This window comes from Hyphomonas sp. TMED31 (assembly GCF_002172815.1).
Classification (GTDB): Bacteria; Pseudomonadota; Alphaproteobacteria; order Caulobacterales; family Hyphomonadaceae; genus Hyphomonas; species Hyphomonas atlantica.
The window spans coordinates 21,929-38,101 of the sequence record NZ_NHCK01000042.1; the positions used below are offsets into that span (position 1 = coordinate 21,929).

The 16,173-nt window shown below is 55.8% G+C and carries 19 protein-coding genes; 8 read left to right on the plus strand and 11 right to left on the minus strand.

The genetic code is table 11. The features are described 5' to 3' along the window. Positions 1-16: 16 nt before the first annotated feature. Positions 17-622: a 2-hydroxychromene-2-carboxylate isomerase gene (locus tag CBB91_RS06660; RefSeq protein WP_345906749.1), complete on the plus strand. Its 606-nt coding sequence runs from the start codon at positions 17-19 to the stop codon at positions 620-622. Here the strand turns inward: CBB91_RS06660 and CBB91_RS06665 are convergent. Further along, positions 613-1,611, minus strand: coding sequence for an adenosine kinase (locus tag CBB91_RS06665; protein WP_273012985.1), 999 nt, complete (start codon positions 1,609-1,611; stop codon positions 613-615). The two genes, CBB91_RS06660 and CBB91_RS06665, sit on opposite strands and share 10 nt — an antisense overlap. A gap of 82 nt (positions 1,612-1,693) precedes the next feature. Between CBB91_RS06665 and CBB91_RS06670 the strand changes: the two genes are divergently transcribed. Further along, a complete protein-coding gene (locus tag CBB91_RS06670) occupies positions 1,694-2,569 on the plus strand; it encodes a hypothetical protein (protein WP_273012987.1) in 876 nt (291 codons plus the stop codon). 3 nt (positions 2,570-2,572) lie between these two features. On the opposite strand, the gene CBB91_RS06675 is transcribed toward CBB91_RS06670, so the two are convergent. Together CBB91_RS06675 and nth are read right to left on the minus strand one after the other, a co-directional pair. Continuing rightward, the gene (locus CBB91_RS06675; RefSeq protein ID WP_273012989.1) at positions 2,573-3,337 is read right to left on the minus strand and encodes a DUF481 domain-containing protein; all 765 of its coding nucleotides are present in this window, start codon (positions 3,335-3,337) and stop codon (positions 2,573-2,575) included. 118 nt (positions 3,338-3,455) lie between these two features. Next, a complete protein-coding gene (gene nth, locus CBB91_RS06680; RefSeq protein WP_273012990.1) occupies positions 3,456-4,184 on the minus strand; it encodes an endonuclease III in 729 nt (242 codons plus the stop codon). A 54-nt stretch (positions 4,185-4,238) separates the two neighbouring features. Here nth and CBB91_RS06685 point away from each other — a divergent pair, with 54 nt between their 5' ends. The 4 genes from CBB91_RS06685 to CBB91_RS06700 all read left to right on the plus strand — a co-directional run bounded on the left by CBB91_RS06685 (position 4,239) and on the right by CBB91_RS06700 (position 7,548). Beyond that, positions 4,239-4,727, plus strand: a complete 489-nt coding sequence (locus CBB91_RS06685; RefSeq protein WP_273012991.1) for a DUF2244 domain-containing protein — start codon at positions 4,239-4,241, stop codon at positions 4,725-4,727. A 102-nt stretch (positions 4,728-4,829) separates the two neighbouring features. Next, positions 4,830-6,161, plus strand: a complete 1,332-nt coding sequence (locus CBB91_RS06690) for a cytochrome P450 (protein WP_273012993.1) — start codon at positions 4,830-4,832, stop codon at positions 6,159-6,161. A gap of 63 nt (positions 6,162-6,224) precedes the next feature. Further along, a complete protein-coding gene (locus tag CBB91_RS06695) occupies positions 6,225-6,896 on the plus strand; it encodes a nitroreductase (protein WP_273012994.1) in 672 nt (223 codons plus the stop codon). Positions 6,897-6,939: 43 nt separating this feature from the next. Beyond that, on the plus strand, positions 6,940-7,548 hold the full coding sequence (locus CBB91_RS06700) for a DUF1287 domain-containing protein (RefSeq protein ID WP_273012996.1): 609 nt from the start codon (positions 6,940-6,942) through the stop codon (positions 7,546-7,548). Position 7,549: 1 nt separating this feature from the next. On the opposite strand, the gene scpB is transcribed toward CBB91_RS06700, so the two are convergent. The 5 genes from scpB to CBB91_RS06725 form a co-directional block, all read right to left on the minus strand. Next, entirely contained in the window at positions 7,550-8,545 is a 996-nt protein-coding gene (gene scpB / locus CBB91_RS06705) for an SMC-Scp complex subunit ScpB (RefSeq protein WP_273012998.1), read from the minus strand. Positions 8,546-8,555: 10 nt separating this feature from the next. Next, positions 8,556-9,377 carry a ScpA family protein gene (locus CBB91_RS06710; protein WP_273013000.1) on the minus strand — a complete coding sequence of 274 codons (822 nt, stop codon included), beginning with the start codon at positions 9,375-9,377 and terminating at the stop codon, positions 8,556-8,558. An 8-nt stretch (positions 9,378-9,385) separates the two neighbouring features. Beyond that, a complete protein-coding gene (gene nagZ / locus CBB91_RS06715; protein WP_273013002.1) occupies positions 9,386-10,420 on the minus strand; it encodes a beta-N-acetylhexosaminidase in 1,035 nt (344 codons plus the stop codon). A gap of 2 nt (positions 10,421-10,422) precedes the next feature. Continuing rightward, positions 10,423-10,794, minus strand: coding sequence for an SPOR domain-containing protein (locus CBB91_RS06720; RefSeq protein WP_273013004.1), 372 nt, complete (start codon positions 10,792-10,794; stop codon positions 10,423-10,425). A 586-nt stretch (positions 10,795-11,380) separates the two neighbouring features. Further along, positions 11,381-12,553: a deoxyguanosinetriphosphate triphosphohydrolase gene (locus CBB91_RS06725; protein WP_273013006.1), complete on the minus strand. Its 1,173-nt coding sequence runs from the start codon at positions 12,551-12,553 to the stop codon at positions 11,381-11,383. Positions 12,554-12,580: 27 nt separating this feature from the next. Between CBB91_RS06725 and erpA the strand changes: the two genes are divergently transcribed. Continuing rightward, complete coding sequence (erpA, locus tag CBB91_RS06730; RefSeq protein ID WP_035555250.1) at positions 12,581-12,922, plus strand: iron-sulfur cluster insertion protein ErpA; 342 nt, start codon at positions 12,581-12,583, stop codon at positions 12,920-12,922. Positions 12,923-12,982: 60 nt separating this feature from the next. Next, a complete protein-coding gene (locus CBB91_RS06735; protein WP_273013008.1) occupies positions 12,983-14,155 on the plus strand; it encodes an epoxide hydrolase family protein in 1,173 nt (390 codons plus the stop codon). Here CBB91_RS06735 and nusB read toward each other — a convergent pair. The 3 genes from nusB to ribB all read right to left on the minus strand — a co-directional run bounded on the left by nusB (position 14,152) and on the right by ribB (position 16,171). Next, positions 14,152-14,619 (minus strand): transcription antitermination factor NusB, encoded by a 468-nt coding sequence (gene nusB / locus CBB91_RS06740; RefSeq protein ID WP_273013010.1) that lies wholly within the window; start codon positions 14,617-14,619, stop codon positions 14,152-14,154. The genes CBB91_RS06735 and nusB overlap by 4 nt on opposite strands. Continuing rightward, positions 14,616-15,044, minus strand: coding sequence for a 6,7-dimethyl-8-ribityllumazine synthase (ribH, locus tag CBB91_RS06745; protein WP_273013012.1), 429 nt, complete (start codon positions 15,042-15,044; stop codon positions 14,616-14,618). The genes nusB and ribH overlap by 4 nt, the downstream gene beginning before the upstream one ends. Next, complete coding sequence (gene ribB / locus CBB91_RS06750) at positions 15,044-16,171, minus strand: 3,4-dihydroxy-2-butanone-4-phosphate synthase (protein WP_273013014.1); 1,128 nt, start codon at positions 16,169-16,171, stop codon at positions 15,044-15,046. The genes ribH and ribB overlap by 1 nt, the downstream gene beginning before the upstream one ends. Positions 16,172-16,173: the final 2 nt, after the last annotated feature.

Below are 16,173 nucleotides of genomic sequence, written 5' to 3' on the forward strand. Positions count from 1 at the left end.
TCATTACGGAGCGATCATGGCAAACTCTCTTGAATTCTATTTCGACTATATCAGCCCATTTTCTTACGTCGCCAATGCTGCAGTAGCGCAACTAGCAGAACGAATTGATGTGGATGTGGAATTCAAACCCATGTTCCTCGGGGCCGTCATGCAATCCACTGGCAACCGCCCGCCAGGTATGGTGCCGGCGAAGGGGGCCTACATGATGANGGANCTNCTGCGCTGCACCTCNCGCTACGGGTTGGATTTTAGAATGAATCCNTACTTTCCAATGGTAAACACNCGCGTCCTGCTGAGGGCGACATGTGGNCTCGCAAATAATCCAGCCGAACAAAANCGCTTCATGGATTCCGTCTTNCGCCATATGTGGGCGACCGAGACCGCCCTGAANCCAGACGACNAATCATNGNTCAAAGNCATGTGCGAAGCCGAGGGCTTTGAGTACAGTCAGGTTATGGCCCTCGCTGAAGATCCGGCGAACCGGGAAGCAATGCAATCNAANACCGATTCAGCAATTGCACGNGGCGCATTCGGCGCCCCAACCTTCTTTGTGGGTGATGAAATGTTCTTCGGTCACGANCGCCTGGATTATGCAGTGGAAGCGCTCAAGGCTCAGGCGTAGATGCCAGCCGCCTCTGCGAGCTCCTTGTACGACTTCTCAGGCCGTGGTCCGAAGTGAGAAATGACTTCCGCGGCGGCGATATGCCCAAGATGCGCACAAGTGGCCAAAGGAAGCCCTCGTGAAATGCCATAAAGGAACCCGGCGGCGTATTGGTCTCCAGCACCGGTCGTATCAACAACGTTTGAGACAGGTTCAGCCCCCACCGTGATCGGGTCTCCCTCGCCTATGACGACAGACCCTTTCTCGCTGCGCGTGACTGCGGCGATTGCGGTGTCGGCCTGAAGTGACGCGAGCGCTTCATCGAAATTGTCGGTCTGATAGAGGGACAGCAACTCCTCCTCATTCGCGAATACGATGTCCACATTGTTCCGCACGAGTTGGAGGAAGCTGGCACGATGTCGATCAACGCAGAACCGGTCTGACAGGGTGAGCGCAACTTTGCGACCCGCCGCCCGGGCAATCTCTGACGCAAAAACAAAAGCCTCCTTGGCTTCTTCGCGGTCAAACAGATACCCTTCAAGGTACAGAATGCCACCAGAGCGAACCGTCTCTTCGTCTACGTCATTCTTCGAGAAGAGGACGGATGCGCCGAGAAAGGTGTTCATGCTGCGCGCGCCATCATCGGTTACGAAGATGATGCTGCGCGCGGTCGCGGGTCCACTTTCGAGTGGCTTCGTGGCGAAGGGAACACCGGTGGCCGCCATTTCCCTGGTGAACTGGCTGCCGAGTTCATCCTTTGACACCTTGCCAATGTAAGCGGCCTTTGCGCCGAAACTTGCCAAGCCCGCAATCGTGTTCGCTCCACTGCCGCCGGATGTGTAGAGCGGGTCGATCGCCGCTTCAGTCAACGCTTCCGCCCGATCCTCTTCAATGAGATTCATCGCATCCTTGTGGATGCCCCACTTCTCGAGAAAGGAATCGTCAGCGCGCGACAGAACATCTACAATTGCATTTCCAAGGCCGACGACGTCGAAGCGGATTTCACTCATTTCACAATTTCCTTGATACCAGCAGGTCGATTGCCAGAGCTGAGTTGTGGACGCAACTGCGCTGCATGCTAAAGGCCTGCGAATGAAAGTTGCTTATCTCTCCTCGCAAGTCACCCAGCCGGGCTCACCAATCCGTCGATCAGACGCATTCGAGCATGATTACATGATGCGTGCGCTGCGGCCGGAGTTCGCTGAGCGCGGGATGCAGATCCTGGACATCTGCTGGGATGATGAATCAGCAGACTGGTCCCGTTTTGATGCTGCGTTGATCGGAACAACCTGGGATTATTGGGATCGACAGGATGAATTCCTGAAGACGCTGGAATCTATTGAACGAGAAACCATTTTGCATAACCCCGCCAGCCTTGTGCGCTGGAACTCGCATAAATCCTATCTGAAAGAGTTGGCCGACCGCGGCGCAAACTTGATTCCCACCTTGTGGATAGATGAAATGACGGACGCGCGTTACCTGCAAGCGTTTGACACGCTTCAATCAGAAAAGCTCGTCTTCAAACGGCAAGTCGGCGCTGGTGCAGCCGGGCAGCATCTTCTGTCGCGCNATGACGCCCGTCCAGATATGCCCCATGCCATGATGGTGCAGCCTTTCGTGTCCACCATCCAGACCGAAGGAGAGTACAGCTTCATTTTCGTTGAAGGGACTTTGTCTCATGCGCTGATCAAGCGCGCGAAAAAAGGCGACTACCGGATTCAATCGTCCTACGGCGGTCAGGAAGAAGCGATTACGCCCGCAGCATCGGACCTTCAGGCCGCGAGAGACGTTCTGACGACATTGGACGACGTGCCGCTCTACGCTCGTGTTGATATGATCCGGCATGAAGACGGGTCCCTGCTCCTGATGGAACTCGAACTGATCGAGCCATACCTCTATCCGGAACAAGGACCACGCCTGGGTGAGCTGATGGCCAAAGCCATCTCAGCACGTATCAGGGCGCGCTAGAGCTTACTCGCCAAGGGTATAAACCAGCGAGAATTTCGTCGCTGTATCCGTCGCCTCGTAGGTTGGCTGAGGCGATGTATCGTGCCGCACGTCAAACGACACCCGAGCGGCCAGGTGACCGTTCAAAGCTGCAGTAAGACCGATGCTGTTGTTGATCTGGGTAGACTCCTGTCCATAAACGACGTTCGTCTTGTTGCTGAGGGATACCGCCTCATTGAAGGCATAGAAGTATTCTGACTGGGCTACGGCGCCGAGCGATTCTTCGGTGCTGGCAGGAATTATGGTCACCGCGCCTGTGTTGGCATCTGTCGTGACTTGTCGCTTCACTTCGTCGATCTTGAAACCGGGACCGCCACGAACAGTCCAATTGTGGTCTTCATCGTCCAGAATGTGCCAACCGACACCGCCGCCGACAAAGGTACGGCTGTCAAAGCCGGTGAACTGGTCGACTTCGTAAGACGCGCGACCAAACGTAAACATGGTGTCGTTGAAATCATGCTCTACGTCGCCTGCCAGGAAATAGCGGTTACGGCTCTCAACGCCGTCTTCCTCGCCATAATCTCCTGAAAGCTGCAGGCCGAAATTCCATGCGCCGGAAGCTCGATCAACATCGACGGCCAGTCCCGCCTCGGACGTTTCAGTGTTCCCTGTTGTCAGACCTGCGCTAAGGGCTGCTTCTCCTGACCAACCATCTTCGGCGATCGCCGGTAGCGCCGACANCAGNCTGACTGACGCTGCGCTCACGAGAATTTTGGCGACATGTTTCATACGGTACGCTCCATTTCAAAACCTGCNAGAGGCCGTGTCGGGGGGAGATGGCCGTGATTTGGTTAAATTTGGGCGAACTGGAGGCACCGGTTCAGCAGTGCATCAGGGCCACAGTGTCTCAGTTGGATTTCGGGCCTAAAGCCGAGACAGATGCCGGATCTGGTGTCTTTGGCTTGAACCGGCACAAATCAATGATCGCGCAATGCCAACACTCGGGTTTCCTCGCCTTGCAGACATATCGCCCATGAAGGATGAGCCAGTGGTGGGCGCCCTTCTTGAACTCTGGTGGCGTCGCGCGTTCTAGGCCCGCCTCAACTTCGTCCGGGTTTTTACCAGGGGCGAGCCCGGTGCGATTTGATACTCTGAATATATGCGTATCAACGGCGATGGTCGGCTGACCAAACGCCTCATTGAGCACCACATTCGCCGTCTTGCGTCCCACGCCCGGCAACTGGACGAGTTCCTCGCGCGTTTCCGGAACTTTTCCGCCGAACGTTTCGATCAGCATCTTGCTGAGCGCGATCACGTTCTTGGCTTTGTTGCGCCACAGGCCGATCGTCTTGATGTGTTCGGCTACACCCTCCTCTCCCAGCTGAAGCATCTTCTCAGGCGTGTCCGCCACAGCAAACAACTTCGCAGTCGCCTTGTTCACGCCGACATCTGTCGCCTGAGCGGACAGCGCGACAGCGACAACCAGCGTATAGGGATTGACGAAATCCAGCTCGGTCTTGGGGTCCGGCCTGTCCTGCGCGAGTGCGGCGAACAAGGCGGTGGCTTTCTCGCGACCGAACACCCGTGGCGGGCGCTTTTTTGAAGCCGGTTTTGAGGGAGATTTTGGCTTTGTCATACCGCCTGTCTAATGAACCCTCGCCGACGAACAAGACCGTGCTATCTAGTTCGCATGACCGAAAAGCAGGAAATCGTCTACATGGACGCGGTGCTGCGTCCCAACCAATCGCTGAGCGAGCGTGGTTTTGCCATTGTAATGGCAATTGTTGGCGTCGTNAGTTTCGCTACGGGCATGATGTTCATGGCCCTGGGCGCTGTTCCGGTAATCGGCTTCTTTGGGCTGGATGCCCTGATCTTCTATTTTCTCTTCCGTGCTTCCTTCAGAAAACAACGCGAAGAAACGCGAATCATTGTGACCGCAAGCGAGCTGCAACTCACCCATACCCCCAACAAAGGGGGCGAGAAGCATGTGACTCTTCCATCGGCATTCGCGCGAGTCGAACTGGACGAACCGCTGACAGCCAGCAGCTGGTTGCGAATCGAGTACGGAAAAAAAGCCTACATTATTGGGCGGTTCCTAACGCTGTCAGAGAGAAAATCGCTGGCCGATGCGATACGTGCGGCGCTGCTGGCATCAAAGCGCGAACGACATTTCTCATAAAAATGACGCCTGCGTCATAGTTTTTTCAGAATACCCATGTTAAGGTGACGCCGACNTCATAAATCGAGCCTGAGACAAAGGCTCACTGTCGGAGGAACATCCATGGCTGCCGATACGGTTCACCTGTTAGATCACCCTGCCCTGCAACGCCCAAAGATCTCTCATCGGGATCCATTGTTTGAGGGCTATCTGGAAATTGGCCAGCCAGCGCCGCCAGCCAGCGAGTTGCCGCTGTCAGAGCTTCATCCGGAAGATCCTGAACTCTGGCGCCAACAAAAAATGTGGGATCGTTTTGAACGCCTGCGCAACGAAGCGCCCGTTCACTATACAGCGGATTCTTTTGTCGGTCCGTTCTGGTCCATCAGCCGCTACGAAGACATCATGGCGGTAGATACCGACCACAAGCGCTTCTCCTCCAGCTGGGAATATGGCGGCATCACTCTGGGTAGCCCGCCCGCTGATTTCGAATTGCCGATGTTCATCGCCATGGACGAACCGCAACACTCAGAACAACGCAAAACTGTTCAGCCGGCCGTTGCGCCCAACATGCTGAAAGAGTTTGAACCGCTCATTCGCTCCCGAACCCAGGGTCTTCTTGATTCCCTGCCCGTCGGTGAGCCGTTCGACTGGGTCGACAAAGTGTCCATCGAACTGACCACGATGATGCTGGCTACNNTGTTTGATTATCCATTCGAAAAGCGCCGCGACCTCACTCATTGGTCCGATATGGCGACCGGCATGAACAATCCAGACATCTGCCCTGGCGGTGAAGAACAGTGGAAACGCGAGATGATGGAGTGTCTCGCCACCTTCATGCAGATCTTCCAGGAGCGCGGCGCACAGCCCCTGAAGAACGATCTGATAAGTTTGCTGGCTCATGGCGAAAAAACCAGGAACATGACGCCGATGGAATTGCTCGGCAATGTGATCCTGCTGATCGTTGGCGGCAATGACACAACCCGCAACTCGATGACGGCATCTGTCTACGCGCTGAACAAATACCCAGCTGAATACGAAAAGCTGAAGGCCGACCACTCCCTCATCCCGAACATGGTTTCAGAAACCATTCGCTGGCAAACGCCTCTGGCACACATGCGCCGGACAGCGCTTGAAGATGTCGAGATGCACGGCCAAACCATCAAGAAGGGCGATCAGGTCGCCATGTGGTATGTTTCCGGAAACCGCGACGAGCGCTTCTGGGATCGCCCGAACGACTACATTATCGATCGCGAGAATGCCCGCCGTCATATCTCGTTCGGCTTTGGCATCCACCGCTGCGTCGGCAATCGTCTCGCTGAACTTCAGCTTCAGATATTGTGGCAGGAACTGATGGAGCGTTTCAGCCACATTGAGGTTATGGACGAACCATCCTTCACGGCCGGCGCATTCGTCAAAGGCTATACTTGGATGCCCGTGGTCCTGCATGGAAAATAGTCTTTGGCTGACGCCACGCTAAGCCTTTAAACCTCCCATCATCGCCAGATGGGAGGTTTTTTCATGGACGTTTCAAAAGCCGTTGATCAACGCATATCAACTCGGGCCTTTCTACCTGATGCCTTGCCGGAATCGGAAATCCGCGACTGGCTGGAACAGGCCCAGCGGGCCCCTTCTGGTGGAAACACCCAGCCTTGGCGAACGATAATTGTCAGCGGAGCAGCCAAGGATGCAGTTATCGGAATGGCCGCGCCAGTACTTGCAGCCAATCCGAAAGGTCAGCCAACAGATCGTCCGATATACCCCAAGGATCTCTGGGAGCCTCACGAGTCGCGCCGCCGGAAGGTAGGTGAGATGATGTATGAAGCNCTTGGCATTCCTCGCGAGGATCGTGCTGCGCGCNTTGGCTGGTTTGCCAACAATTTCCGATTCTTCGGTGCGCCAGTCGCAGCCTTCATCATTATCGACGAGAGAATGGGGCACGGACAATGGGGGCACACCGGCATGTATCTGCAGACGTTGGCGCTGCTCGCCGAAGAGCGCGGTTGGGGCACCTGCATGCAGGAGTGTTGGGGGATGCTACGCCCTGCCCTGAAAGAACACTTCAAGCTGTCCGATACGGAAATGGTCTGGTGCGCCATGGCGGTGGGCAAGCCGGATAAGGAACACCCGGTCAACACGCTCCGCGCTGAGCGCGCTCCGCTCGACGAAATTGCCGAACTACACGGTTTCTGAATTTCGCCCCAATCCTGCCGGATCTGCATGGCGCAATAGCGTCATGCTTACCCGTCGCTCTGCTCTTCTTTGTGGCCTGGCCGTGCCTTTGGCACCGGCTCAGCTCTTCAAGGAAACGCTTCCNTGGTCCACGCGGCTGGTATATTCGGCGCGCAGGCAAATTGGCGTGACGCGGACATACGATCCTGCCTATGTGCAACTGGATTATCCGATGGGCGACATCCCACGCGNCCGGGGCGTNTGCACCGACGTTATTATTCGTGCCTACCGCGACGCTTTTCAGATTGACCTTCAGAAACTCGTCCATGAGGACATGACGGAGACGTTCGACTCCTATCCAGCGATTTGGGGGCTCACACGACCTGACAGGAATATTGACCACCGCAGAGTGCCGAACCTCGAACGCTTCATCGAAAGATATGGCAGCGCTCTTTCAACACCGAGCAAAGTGACCGATTGGAAATCTGGTGATCTGTATACGATGCGCTACAAGGGCAGCTTNCCGCATATTGGGATCGTGTCAGACAGGACGTCCTACTCTGGCACGCCACTTGTGATTCACAATATGGGGTGGGGAACGTCTGAGGACGACATAATCGGTCGCTTCGATTTCGAGCGAAGGTTCAGACTTTCGCCCATGTCACTGATCTGACCTATTCGTCGTCATCCCATGAGGTCATGGGTTGCTCGGGAATTCGCGGCTGTTTGGACAGCTGGATCACGGCCGCCTTAACGTCTCCGCTGTCAAACTCCTCTTCCTCGACGACTGTACGCTGAGGCGCGCGCGTATAGGAAAAAACGCTGACAGTATCGGCGTCATCACCNTCGCTTTCTTCAAGCGCTTCATCCGTACCCGTTTCTTCCAGGGCTGCGTCCTCGACGATGGCTTGCACTTCATCTCCGTCTTCCTCAGCGTCCATGAAGTCAGTCACAAAGGTTTCAGTCTCTTCAAGCGCAGTGGAATCATCTTCCGGCATCTCTTCGCCATTCAGCGCTTCTTCGTCAGGCATCTGGAAGCCTTCCGGAATTACATCGGACAAGAGGCCCTCGGCTTCGAGGTCCGCTTTGCCAGGGAGAGTGTCGAGACTTTCAAGCCCAAAATGCTCCATGAATGCATCTGTTGTGCCGTAGGTGATCGGCTGTCCGGGCGTTTTGCGGCGGCCCTTGATCTTTACCCAGCCGGTTTCCAGCAGAGTATCGATGGTCGTCTTCGAGACCGCGACACCGCGCACCGCTTCAATCTCCGCCCGGGTCACGGGCTGGCCGTATGCAATGATTGCAAGCGTCTCCAGCGTGGCCTGTCCGAGTCGCTTTTGCACCTGCCGTTCTTCGACGAACAGGTAGGATAAATCCTGTGCCGTCTGGAATCGCCACTTCCCGGCCACTTCCACAAGATTGACACCACGGCTGACATATTGCGCCTTTAGCGCCATAAGCACTTCAGCGGCCTCCACGCCATGAGGAAGTGTTTCCGAGATCTGCTCTGCACTCAGTGGTTCACCGGCCGCAAACAGGATTGCTTCTGCCCGGCGTATGCCCTCCGCCAGTGCTTCGCNCGCCCCTTCAGCCAAGGCTTCTTCAGAGCGGCGGTAGGCGAACGACAATTGCGCAATGGGATCGCGGTCCGTATCAGGCGTGTCGTCAGTCATCAGGTGATTCTCAAGCGGTTGCATTTTGGCCCCCCTCTGGTCGTTCACCCGCATTACGCAAGTAAAGCGGTGCGAAATGCTCTTCCTGGCGCACATCGACTTCACCATCTCTGGCAAGCTCCAATGCGGCTGAAAACACACTTGCTGTGACAGACCGTGGCGGCAGTTCCGGATCCACGTCTGTCATGGTTGAGCGGATCTCGTCCAGCGAAGACCACTGTTCCAACTGTTGCCGAAGTGCACGCAAAGTGGTCCGCGCCAGCTCCAGCGGCAGCACGAGTTGCTGCTCGATNGTNTGCGGGCGTTCTTTCTCACGACGATCACGAATGGCACCGAAGGCTTGCGTCANTTCAAACAACGATGCCTTGAATTCAGTGTGCTTCACCACCTTTGGCTGAACTGGCGCCCCACGAAGGTAAACCACATTGTTCAAAATNGGCCCCGCCTCAAGCTCTTGTACGGCNCTGCGCATTGCGTCCAGCCGTTTGAGCCTGAATGCCAGGCGTTCGGCCATTTCCTCGCCTGTCGGCTCATCTTCCCCGGTGCTTTCCGGCTTCGGAAGCAAAAGGCGCGATTTCATGAATGCCANCCAAGAGGCCATCAGCAGATAATCTGCGGCAAGGTCTATCCGTTGGCTTTTCGCTTCATCGATAAAGTCGAGATACTGCTCAGCCAGAGACAACATCGAGAGATGAAGCAGATCGACTTTCTGTTTACGTGCCAACTCCAGCAAGAGGTGCAACGGCCCCTCATACCCGCCGACATCGACCGAGAACAGATCGCCAGCTTCTGCTTCCTGAGCGTCTGCCGACAAGGCGTCGATGGAAATCATGTCAGAGCTCATGNCNNGCCCGCCAATTGCGGAAAGTAGGATCGGAATGTGTTCCATCCTTCCGCCACATCGAAATCCTGTTCATGNGTCGACAAAGCCTCAGCGCGCTGGGCCCGCGCCAANGACTTGCCGGTNAGTTCAGGTGCAACAGACGCGACTTCTGACATTTCGGCCAGAATCTCCTGAGCATCAGACAAGAAACCAGAACAGTGCAAAAGCACGTCACATCCTGCAGCGATCGCCGCNTGACCTCGCTCGCCCAGACTACCGCCCAGCGCTTTCATCCCCAGATCGTCTGTCATCAGCAGACCATCAAACCCGATTCGCTGGCGGATCACGTCTTGAATCATGATTTTTGACAGCGTGGCCGGCAAAGTGGCGTCAAATGCGTCATAGGCAATGTGAGCAGTCATGGCCATTGGCGCATCCGCGAGCCGCGCAAAAGCATCAAAATCCTTGGATAGCTCGTTGTCGCCAGCCGTGACGCGCGGCAATTCCATATGGCTATCGGCCTTGGAACGCCCATGCCCAGGAATATGCTTGATCACGCCCGCTACGCCGCCAGCTGCCAGGCCGGCAAGTGCGGCTCCAGCNAGNCTTGCAACCGTTNCGGTATCAGANCCGAAGGCCCGATCCCCAATNACGTCATGCGCGCCNGNTACGGGAACATCNACNACCGGCGCNCAATCNGCGTGGATCGCCATGTTTGTCAGTTCCGACGCGATCAGGCGGTGCCCAAGCCANGCTGCCGANAGACCGAGATCTCGATCTCGAGCGTAAATTTCCGCATAATCCTGTCCACGTGGAAACAGCGGCCACTCCGGCGCTTTCAAACGGGCAACCCGGCCGCCTTCCTGATCNATGAATATCAAGCACGGACGCTGCATCGCGTTCCAGATNTCNTCGACAAGCTGGCGGACCTGCTGACGCGATACNCAGGAACGCCCCATCAGNATGACGCCCCAAGGCTGCTGCGCCGCAAACANANNGGCTTCATCTGCAGTCAGGACTGGGCCTGATACGCTGAGGATGCAGGCCTTCATCACTAGCCCGTCACCACGATGCAGTTATCCCCCGCGGCTTTGACAGCATCNCAGAANTCAGANGCATCCGCGCGATCTGCAAAGCTGCCAACGCGCAGGCGGTAGAATACGCCTTTGGCGCCGAGATCAGCTCGCTGAATGTGCTTTGTGGCGCTGCCGAACAATTCGGGCTTCTTCCGGTTCAACTCAGTCCAGGCCGACTCCGCGGCTTCTTGTGAGCGGAACGCTGCGAGTTGAACCAAAAATGCGCCGCCATTCGAAAACGCGAACTCAGGCGCCGCTGAAACAGGCTTTGGTTGGACTTGCGGTGCTGGCGCCGGTGCGGCCGGAGTGGAGGGAACCACGCGCAAGGGTTCTTCCTCGTCTTCTGGCATGGATTCCAAGTCGGCCAGAGCGCGCACCTGGTCNTCATCGGGCTCAGCGCCNTCTNGACCGGGTCGCAACTCAATTGGGGGGCCTCCTTGCAGAAGACCATCCTCAGCGTTTTCAAGTTCGGCAACTTGGGATTCANTCATGATTGGACGCTCAGAGTCGTCCATCTGGTCGTAAAAGCGTTTGTCNGTATCCGGGATGGCNACGCCTTCACGATCTTCAGGGGCGCGNTTGTAGGGTTGCTTGTCTGCAATAACGCTTGGAATACCCGCGCCATTGTCCCGAATGCCCTGCCTGTACGTGTTCCAGACCACAGCGCCNAACACNAGCAAAACACCTANCGCCAGGGCGAGTATAAGCGGGCCACGCGCGGAATCGTCCNCACGCACGTCAAAACCGCGATAATCGTCCTCGAACGGGGANTAATCCCTGTCATCTTCCCGGTATCGCCCCATGGAATCACCCTTAGAACAGCTTCACAAAGTTAATATTAGCGACCGTTTCGTTAACGACGCTTGAATGCCACGTCAGAAACCGTGACCGCTGCTGTATCGTCGGCGTTACGTGTCCGGAACGGCAGAAATGTGACTATCGCAGGACATCTGGATGATAGAGACGCCGGTGCTCTTCAATTGCGTACGTATCCGTCATGCCGGCAATGTAGTCGCAGACAATTCGTGCGCGCCGCGCTTCGTCAGCCTGGGAGGCGTCCAGACGCCATAGAGAAGGCAAAGTATCCGGCTCTTTCAGGAATATATCAAACAATTCAGCAAGCATCCGCTTTGCTTTGCTTCGCATCCTGTTGACAGTGTAATGCTTATACATGCGCTCGTGCAGGAACGCGCGTAATGCTCTCTGACGACTTTCCAGTTCTTCGGAAAATGCGACCAACGGCACGTCCATTGCGCGAACATCGGCGGCGCTTTTGGGCGCGTACTCTTTTATTCGGCGCTCGGTTTCTGATGTCAGGTCATTGATCCAAAGTCCGATCAGGCGCCGCACAGCTTCGTANGAGACCATTCGGTCTTTCAAATGCGGATATTCCAGTTTCACGGACCGNAATACNTCTCCNACAATTGGAAGGTCCATAAGGTCGTCGACCGTGAAAAGACCTGCAGCGATGCCGTCATCAATGTCGTGATTGTTATATGCAATGTCGTCCGACAACGCTGCGACCTGAGCTTCAGGACCGGCAAACTGGTGTGGCTCAAGGTCCATGAAGTTTGCATATTGGCGGAAGGCGGCTGGCAGCGATTCCATTGGTGCATCCCGCGTCACCATTGGTCCATTGTGTTTGACGAGGCCCTCCANCAGCTCCCAGGTGAGATTNAGTCCTTCGAAATTGGGGTAGCGAACTTCCAGTTTTGTCACCACGCGTAGCGTCTGTGCATTGTGATCAAACCCCTGGTAATCGGCCATGCATTCATCAAGCTGGTCTTCCCCGGCATGACCGAACGGGGGGTGTCCGATATCGTGCGCNAACGCCAAAGCCTCTGCGAGATCTTCATCCAGACCAAGCGTTCGGGAGATGCTTCTCGCGATTTGGGCTACTTCCAGTGAATGGGTCAGCCGCGTGCGGAAATGGTCGCCTTCATGCGCAACGAAAACCTGCGTCTTCTGCTTCAAGCGACGAAAAGCGGTGGAATGAATGATGCGGTCACGATCCCGCTGGAATGGCGTCCGCGTGGCGGATGGGGCCTCTTCATGGTACCGACCACGACTATCCTCGTGCCTCGTAGCAAACACTGCTCTCTTTTCCATTGGCTAGAGAATCCCTATGTTGAGGTCATGAGCACGATTACCGTCCCCGATGTGACCCTTACAGCCTCCGCTGCCAAGCGAATTAATGCGATTCTGGCAAAACAGGACGGCGTAGACTATCTGCGCGTATCCGTTGAAGGCGGCGGATGCTCCGGCTTTTCCTACAAGTTTGATTTCGACAAGGTAGCAAACGCTGATGATGTNGTGCTTGAGCGCGATGGCGCGAAGGTTCTGATCGATGAAATGAGCCTCGAATTCCTGAAGGGATCCGAGATTGATTTCACAACCGAGCTGATCGGGGCGGCCTTCAAGATCAACAATCCGAATGCGACAGCTGCGTGTGGCTGCGGAACCAGTTTTTCGATTTAACTTGCCTCGCCCAACGGCATGGTCGCTAGGTGATCCTCAAATTTGAGCGAGGATTAAGCCATGCCTACAGCAAAGCCGTTTCGCATCGATGTGCCCCGTGTAAAACTCGACACCATCATGGCGCGGGTCAAAGCGTATGATTGGTTTCCTGCNCCTGCAAACGAAGACGGCTTCACTTACGGCATGTCAACGCCGGTNATGAAGGACATCCAGCGATACTGGCTCGCTGGATACGACTGGCGCAAATCAGAGGAAATCCTCAACAAGTTTCCTAGCTACAAAGTCGAGATTGAGGGCCAGGTAATTCATTTCGTTCATGTCGTTGGGGAAGCAGGCGGAAGACGCCCCCTGCTGTTGACNCATGGCTGGCCGGGATCGGTCTTCGAGTTCTGGGAATCAATTGCACCGCTCGCATTTCCATCTCGCTACGAAGGTAACTCCGAAGATGCCTTTGACCTGATTATTCCGTCTCTTCCCGGCTACGGATTTTCCGGAGCTCCGAAATCTCCCATCGGACCTCGGACCACGGCGGCGCTGTGGGACACGTTGATGCGGGACGTGCTGAAATATGATTCCTATCTTGCTCAGGGCGGCGATTGGGGAAGCATGGTCACCTCCCATCTTGGTCTCAATCATGGCACAGTCGATGGCAAAGGAGGATGTCGCGCAATTCATCTCAATATGACGGGATTTCGTCCCACACCTGCTACGCCGGAAAATGAAGACGAAGCCAATTGGCTTACCGGCATGCAGGATGCGATGCAGCGTGAAGGCGCCTACCTCATGCAACAGATGACCAAGCCGCAAACGCTGGCGATGGCGCTGATGGACTCTCCTGTGGGCACGGCTGCATGGATCATCGAGAAGTTCAACGGATGGTCTGACCTTTCAGAGGGCGGACTACTTGATACCTACACGAAAGACCAGTTGCTCACCAATGTGATGATCTATCTCGTGAANGATGCCATTGCGACCAGCGTCTGGTTCTACAATGGATTCGCTCAGGAAGGCGGTAATGCGCTGCCTGAAGGCGTTCGTTGCGAAACACCANCTGGCTTTGCAAGCTACCCNGGAGAGCCGGTCTACAAGCCTGCGCCGCGNTCCTGGATGGAACGCGCCTANAACATCACTCGTTGGACGGATATGCCCCGTGGCGGCCATTTTGCTGCGATGGAAGAGCCCGAACTCTTCGTCAAGGAAATGCGCGAATGGGCGCGAGANCTTGACGCTTAAGCTCTTAGATCTTTGGCGAGATTATCCAGCACAGCGTTCGCGAACTTTGCTTCCTGCTCTTCGAAGAAGTCGTGAGCAAGCGAGACATACTCATCAAGAATGATNGCGTTCGAGAGATGCTGNTGCTGNATGAATTCAGCCGCGCCGGCCCGCAACAATGCTCGCATGGTTGCATCCAGACGGGTCAGTTTCCAGCCGGATGCGAGACGCGCCAGAATTGCTTTATCGATGGCAGCCTGGTGTTCGACGACTGCGTTTACAATGGATTTGAAGATGTCCGGATCGGCTTCCTCGATCGGCTCTTCATTCGGTCCAATGCCAAGNCGGTCTTCCATGAAGGCGCGAATAGTGGCGCGTGCGGATTTCCCGGTCTGCTCCATTTCGTAGAGCGCCTGAACGGCTGCGAGGCGCGCTCCCGCCCGCCTCGCTCTTGTAACTTCAAATGGGATCTTCTGATCGGTCACCGAATAAGTTCCTTGCGGAATTTGATCATCGCCANGCANGCTTCTGCAGCGTCCTTACCCTTGTTNCCGCGCTTGCGATCNGCNCGGGCAAGTGCCTGCTCTTCATTCTCAACTGTGAGGATACCATAGCCGATGGCCTGGCGCCGCTGAACGATGAGGTCCATCAAGCCACGTGCACTTTCACCACAGACATAGTCATAGTGAGACGTCTCTCCGCGAATGACGCAGCCAAGCGCAACCGCACCATCAAACCGGCCGCTATCTGCCGCCATCGCGATCAGTCCCGGCAGTTCGAATGCACCAGGCACTTCCATTACGGTGACTTTTGCGCCAGCNGCTTCGAGTGCTTCCAGAGCCCCGGCTTCCAATTCATCAGAAATGTGTTTGTAGTAGCGGGAAATGGCGACAAGTACGCGTTCAGCCATCAATTGCTCTCCTCATCAAGTTTGCGCCACCCCTCTATGCTTAAGCCATAGCCGTCAAGGCCTGCGAGGCGGGTGGGCTGAGTACCAGAAAGATAAATCATCTTGCGAACGCCCAGGTCACGCAGGATTTGCGCCCCTACACCATACTCGCGGATGGGCGCAGTGGGATCTGCAGGCGCAGACGGCTTCAGGCCGAGGCGCTCTGCAATAACGTTCGGCCGGATCGTGTTCACGAAAACTATCACGCCCGGCTCATCGGCGTCCGCGATCATACGCATTGCGCGACCGACAAGGCCNTGACGGGGGCCATTTTCACCCAGCACGTCAGACAGAACATCCATGCGGTGAACACGCACGAGCGTGGTGCTGTCAGGCGTGATATCGCCATGAACAATGGCAATATGTTCAGAATTGTCGAGCGCATTGCGGAAGCAAACCGTTTTGAATCCTTCGCCAAAGCCGGAATTCAACGGCGCCTCGACACGTCGCTCCATGAAGCGATCATTCTTCCGACGCCACGCGATCAGATCAGCAATCGTTCCGATCTTCAGATTGTGGAGCTGCGCAAACGCAACGAGCTCTGGCAGCCGGGACATCGAGCCGTCCTCGTTCATGATCTCACAGATCACACCGGCAGGATAAAGCCCGGCCATGCGGGAGATATCTACGGCTGCCTCGGTATGCCCGGCTCTGACCAATGTGCCGCCCTCGCGCGCGATGAGCGGGAAGACATGCCCCGGCGAAACGATGTCTTCATGGTCCTTCGTAGGATCGATCGCGACCGCAATTGTCCGAGAGCGATCGTGGGCTGAAATGCCCGTTGTTACGCCCTCTTTTGCTTCGATCGAGACCGTGAAGGCGGTGCCCATACTTTCCCGGTTGTTCCGGGTCATCATATCCAGGTTCAGCGTGTGGGCGCGCTCCTGAGTCATTGCAAGGCAAATAAGCCCACGACCATGACGGGCCATAAAGTTAACATGTTCCGGCGTCGCGAAGTTTGCCGGAATGATGAGGTCACCCTCATTCTCGCGATCTTCTGCATCGACCAGAATGTACATCCGGCCATTGCGGGCATCTTCGATAATCTCATCAATCGAAGAGATGGCCTCGTGGAATTCGCTACTCATGA

Excerpts from the sequence above, each read along its gene's own strand:
- CBB91_RS06665 (WP_273012985.1), bottom strand. The coding sequence starts at position 1,611 with ATGAGTGAAATCCGCTTCGACGTCGTCGGCCTTGGAAATGCAATTGTA.
- nth (WP_273012990.1), bottom strand. The coding sequence starts at position 4,184 with ATGACAAAGCCAAAATCTCCCTCAAAACCGGCTTCAAAAAAGCGCCCG.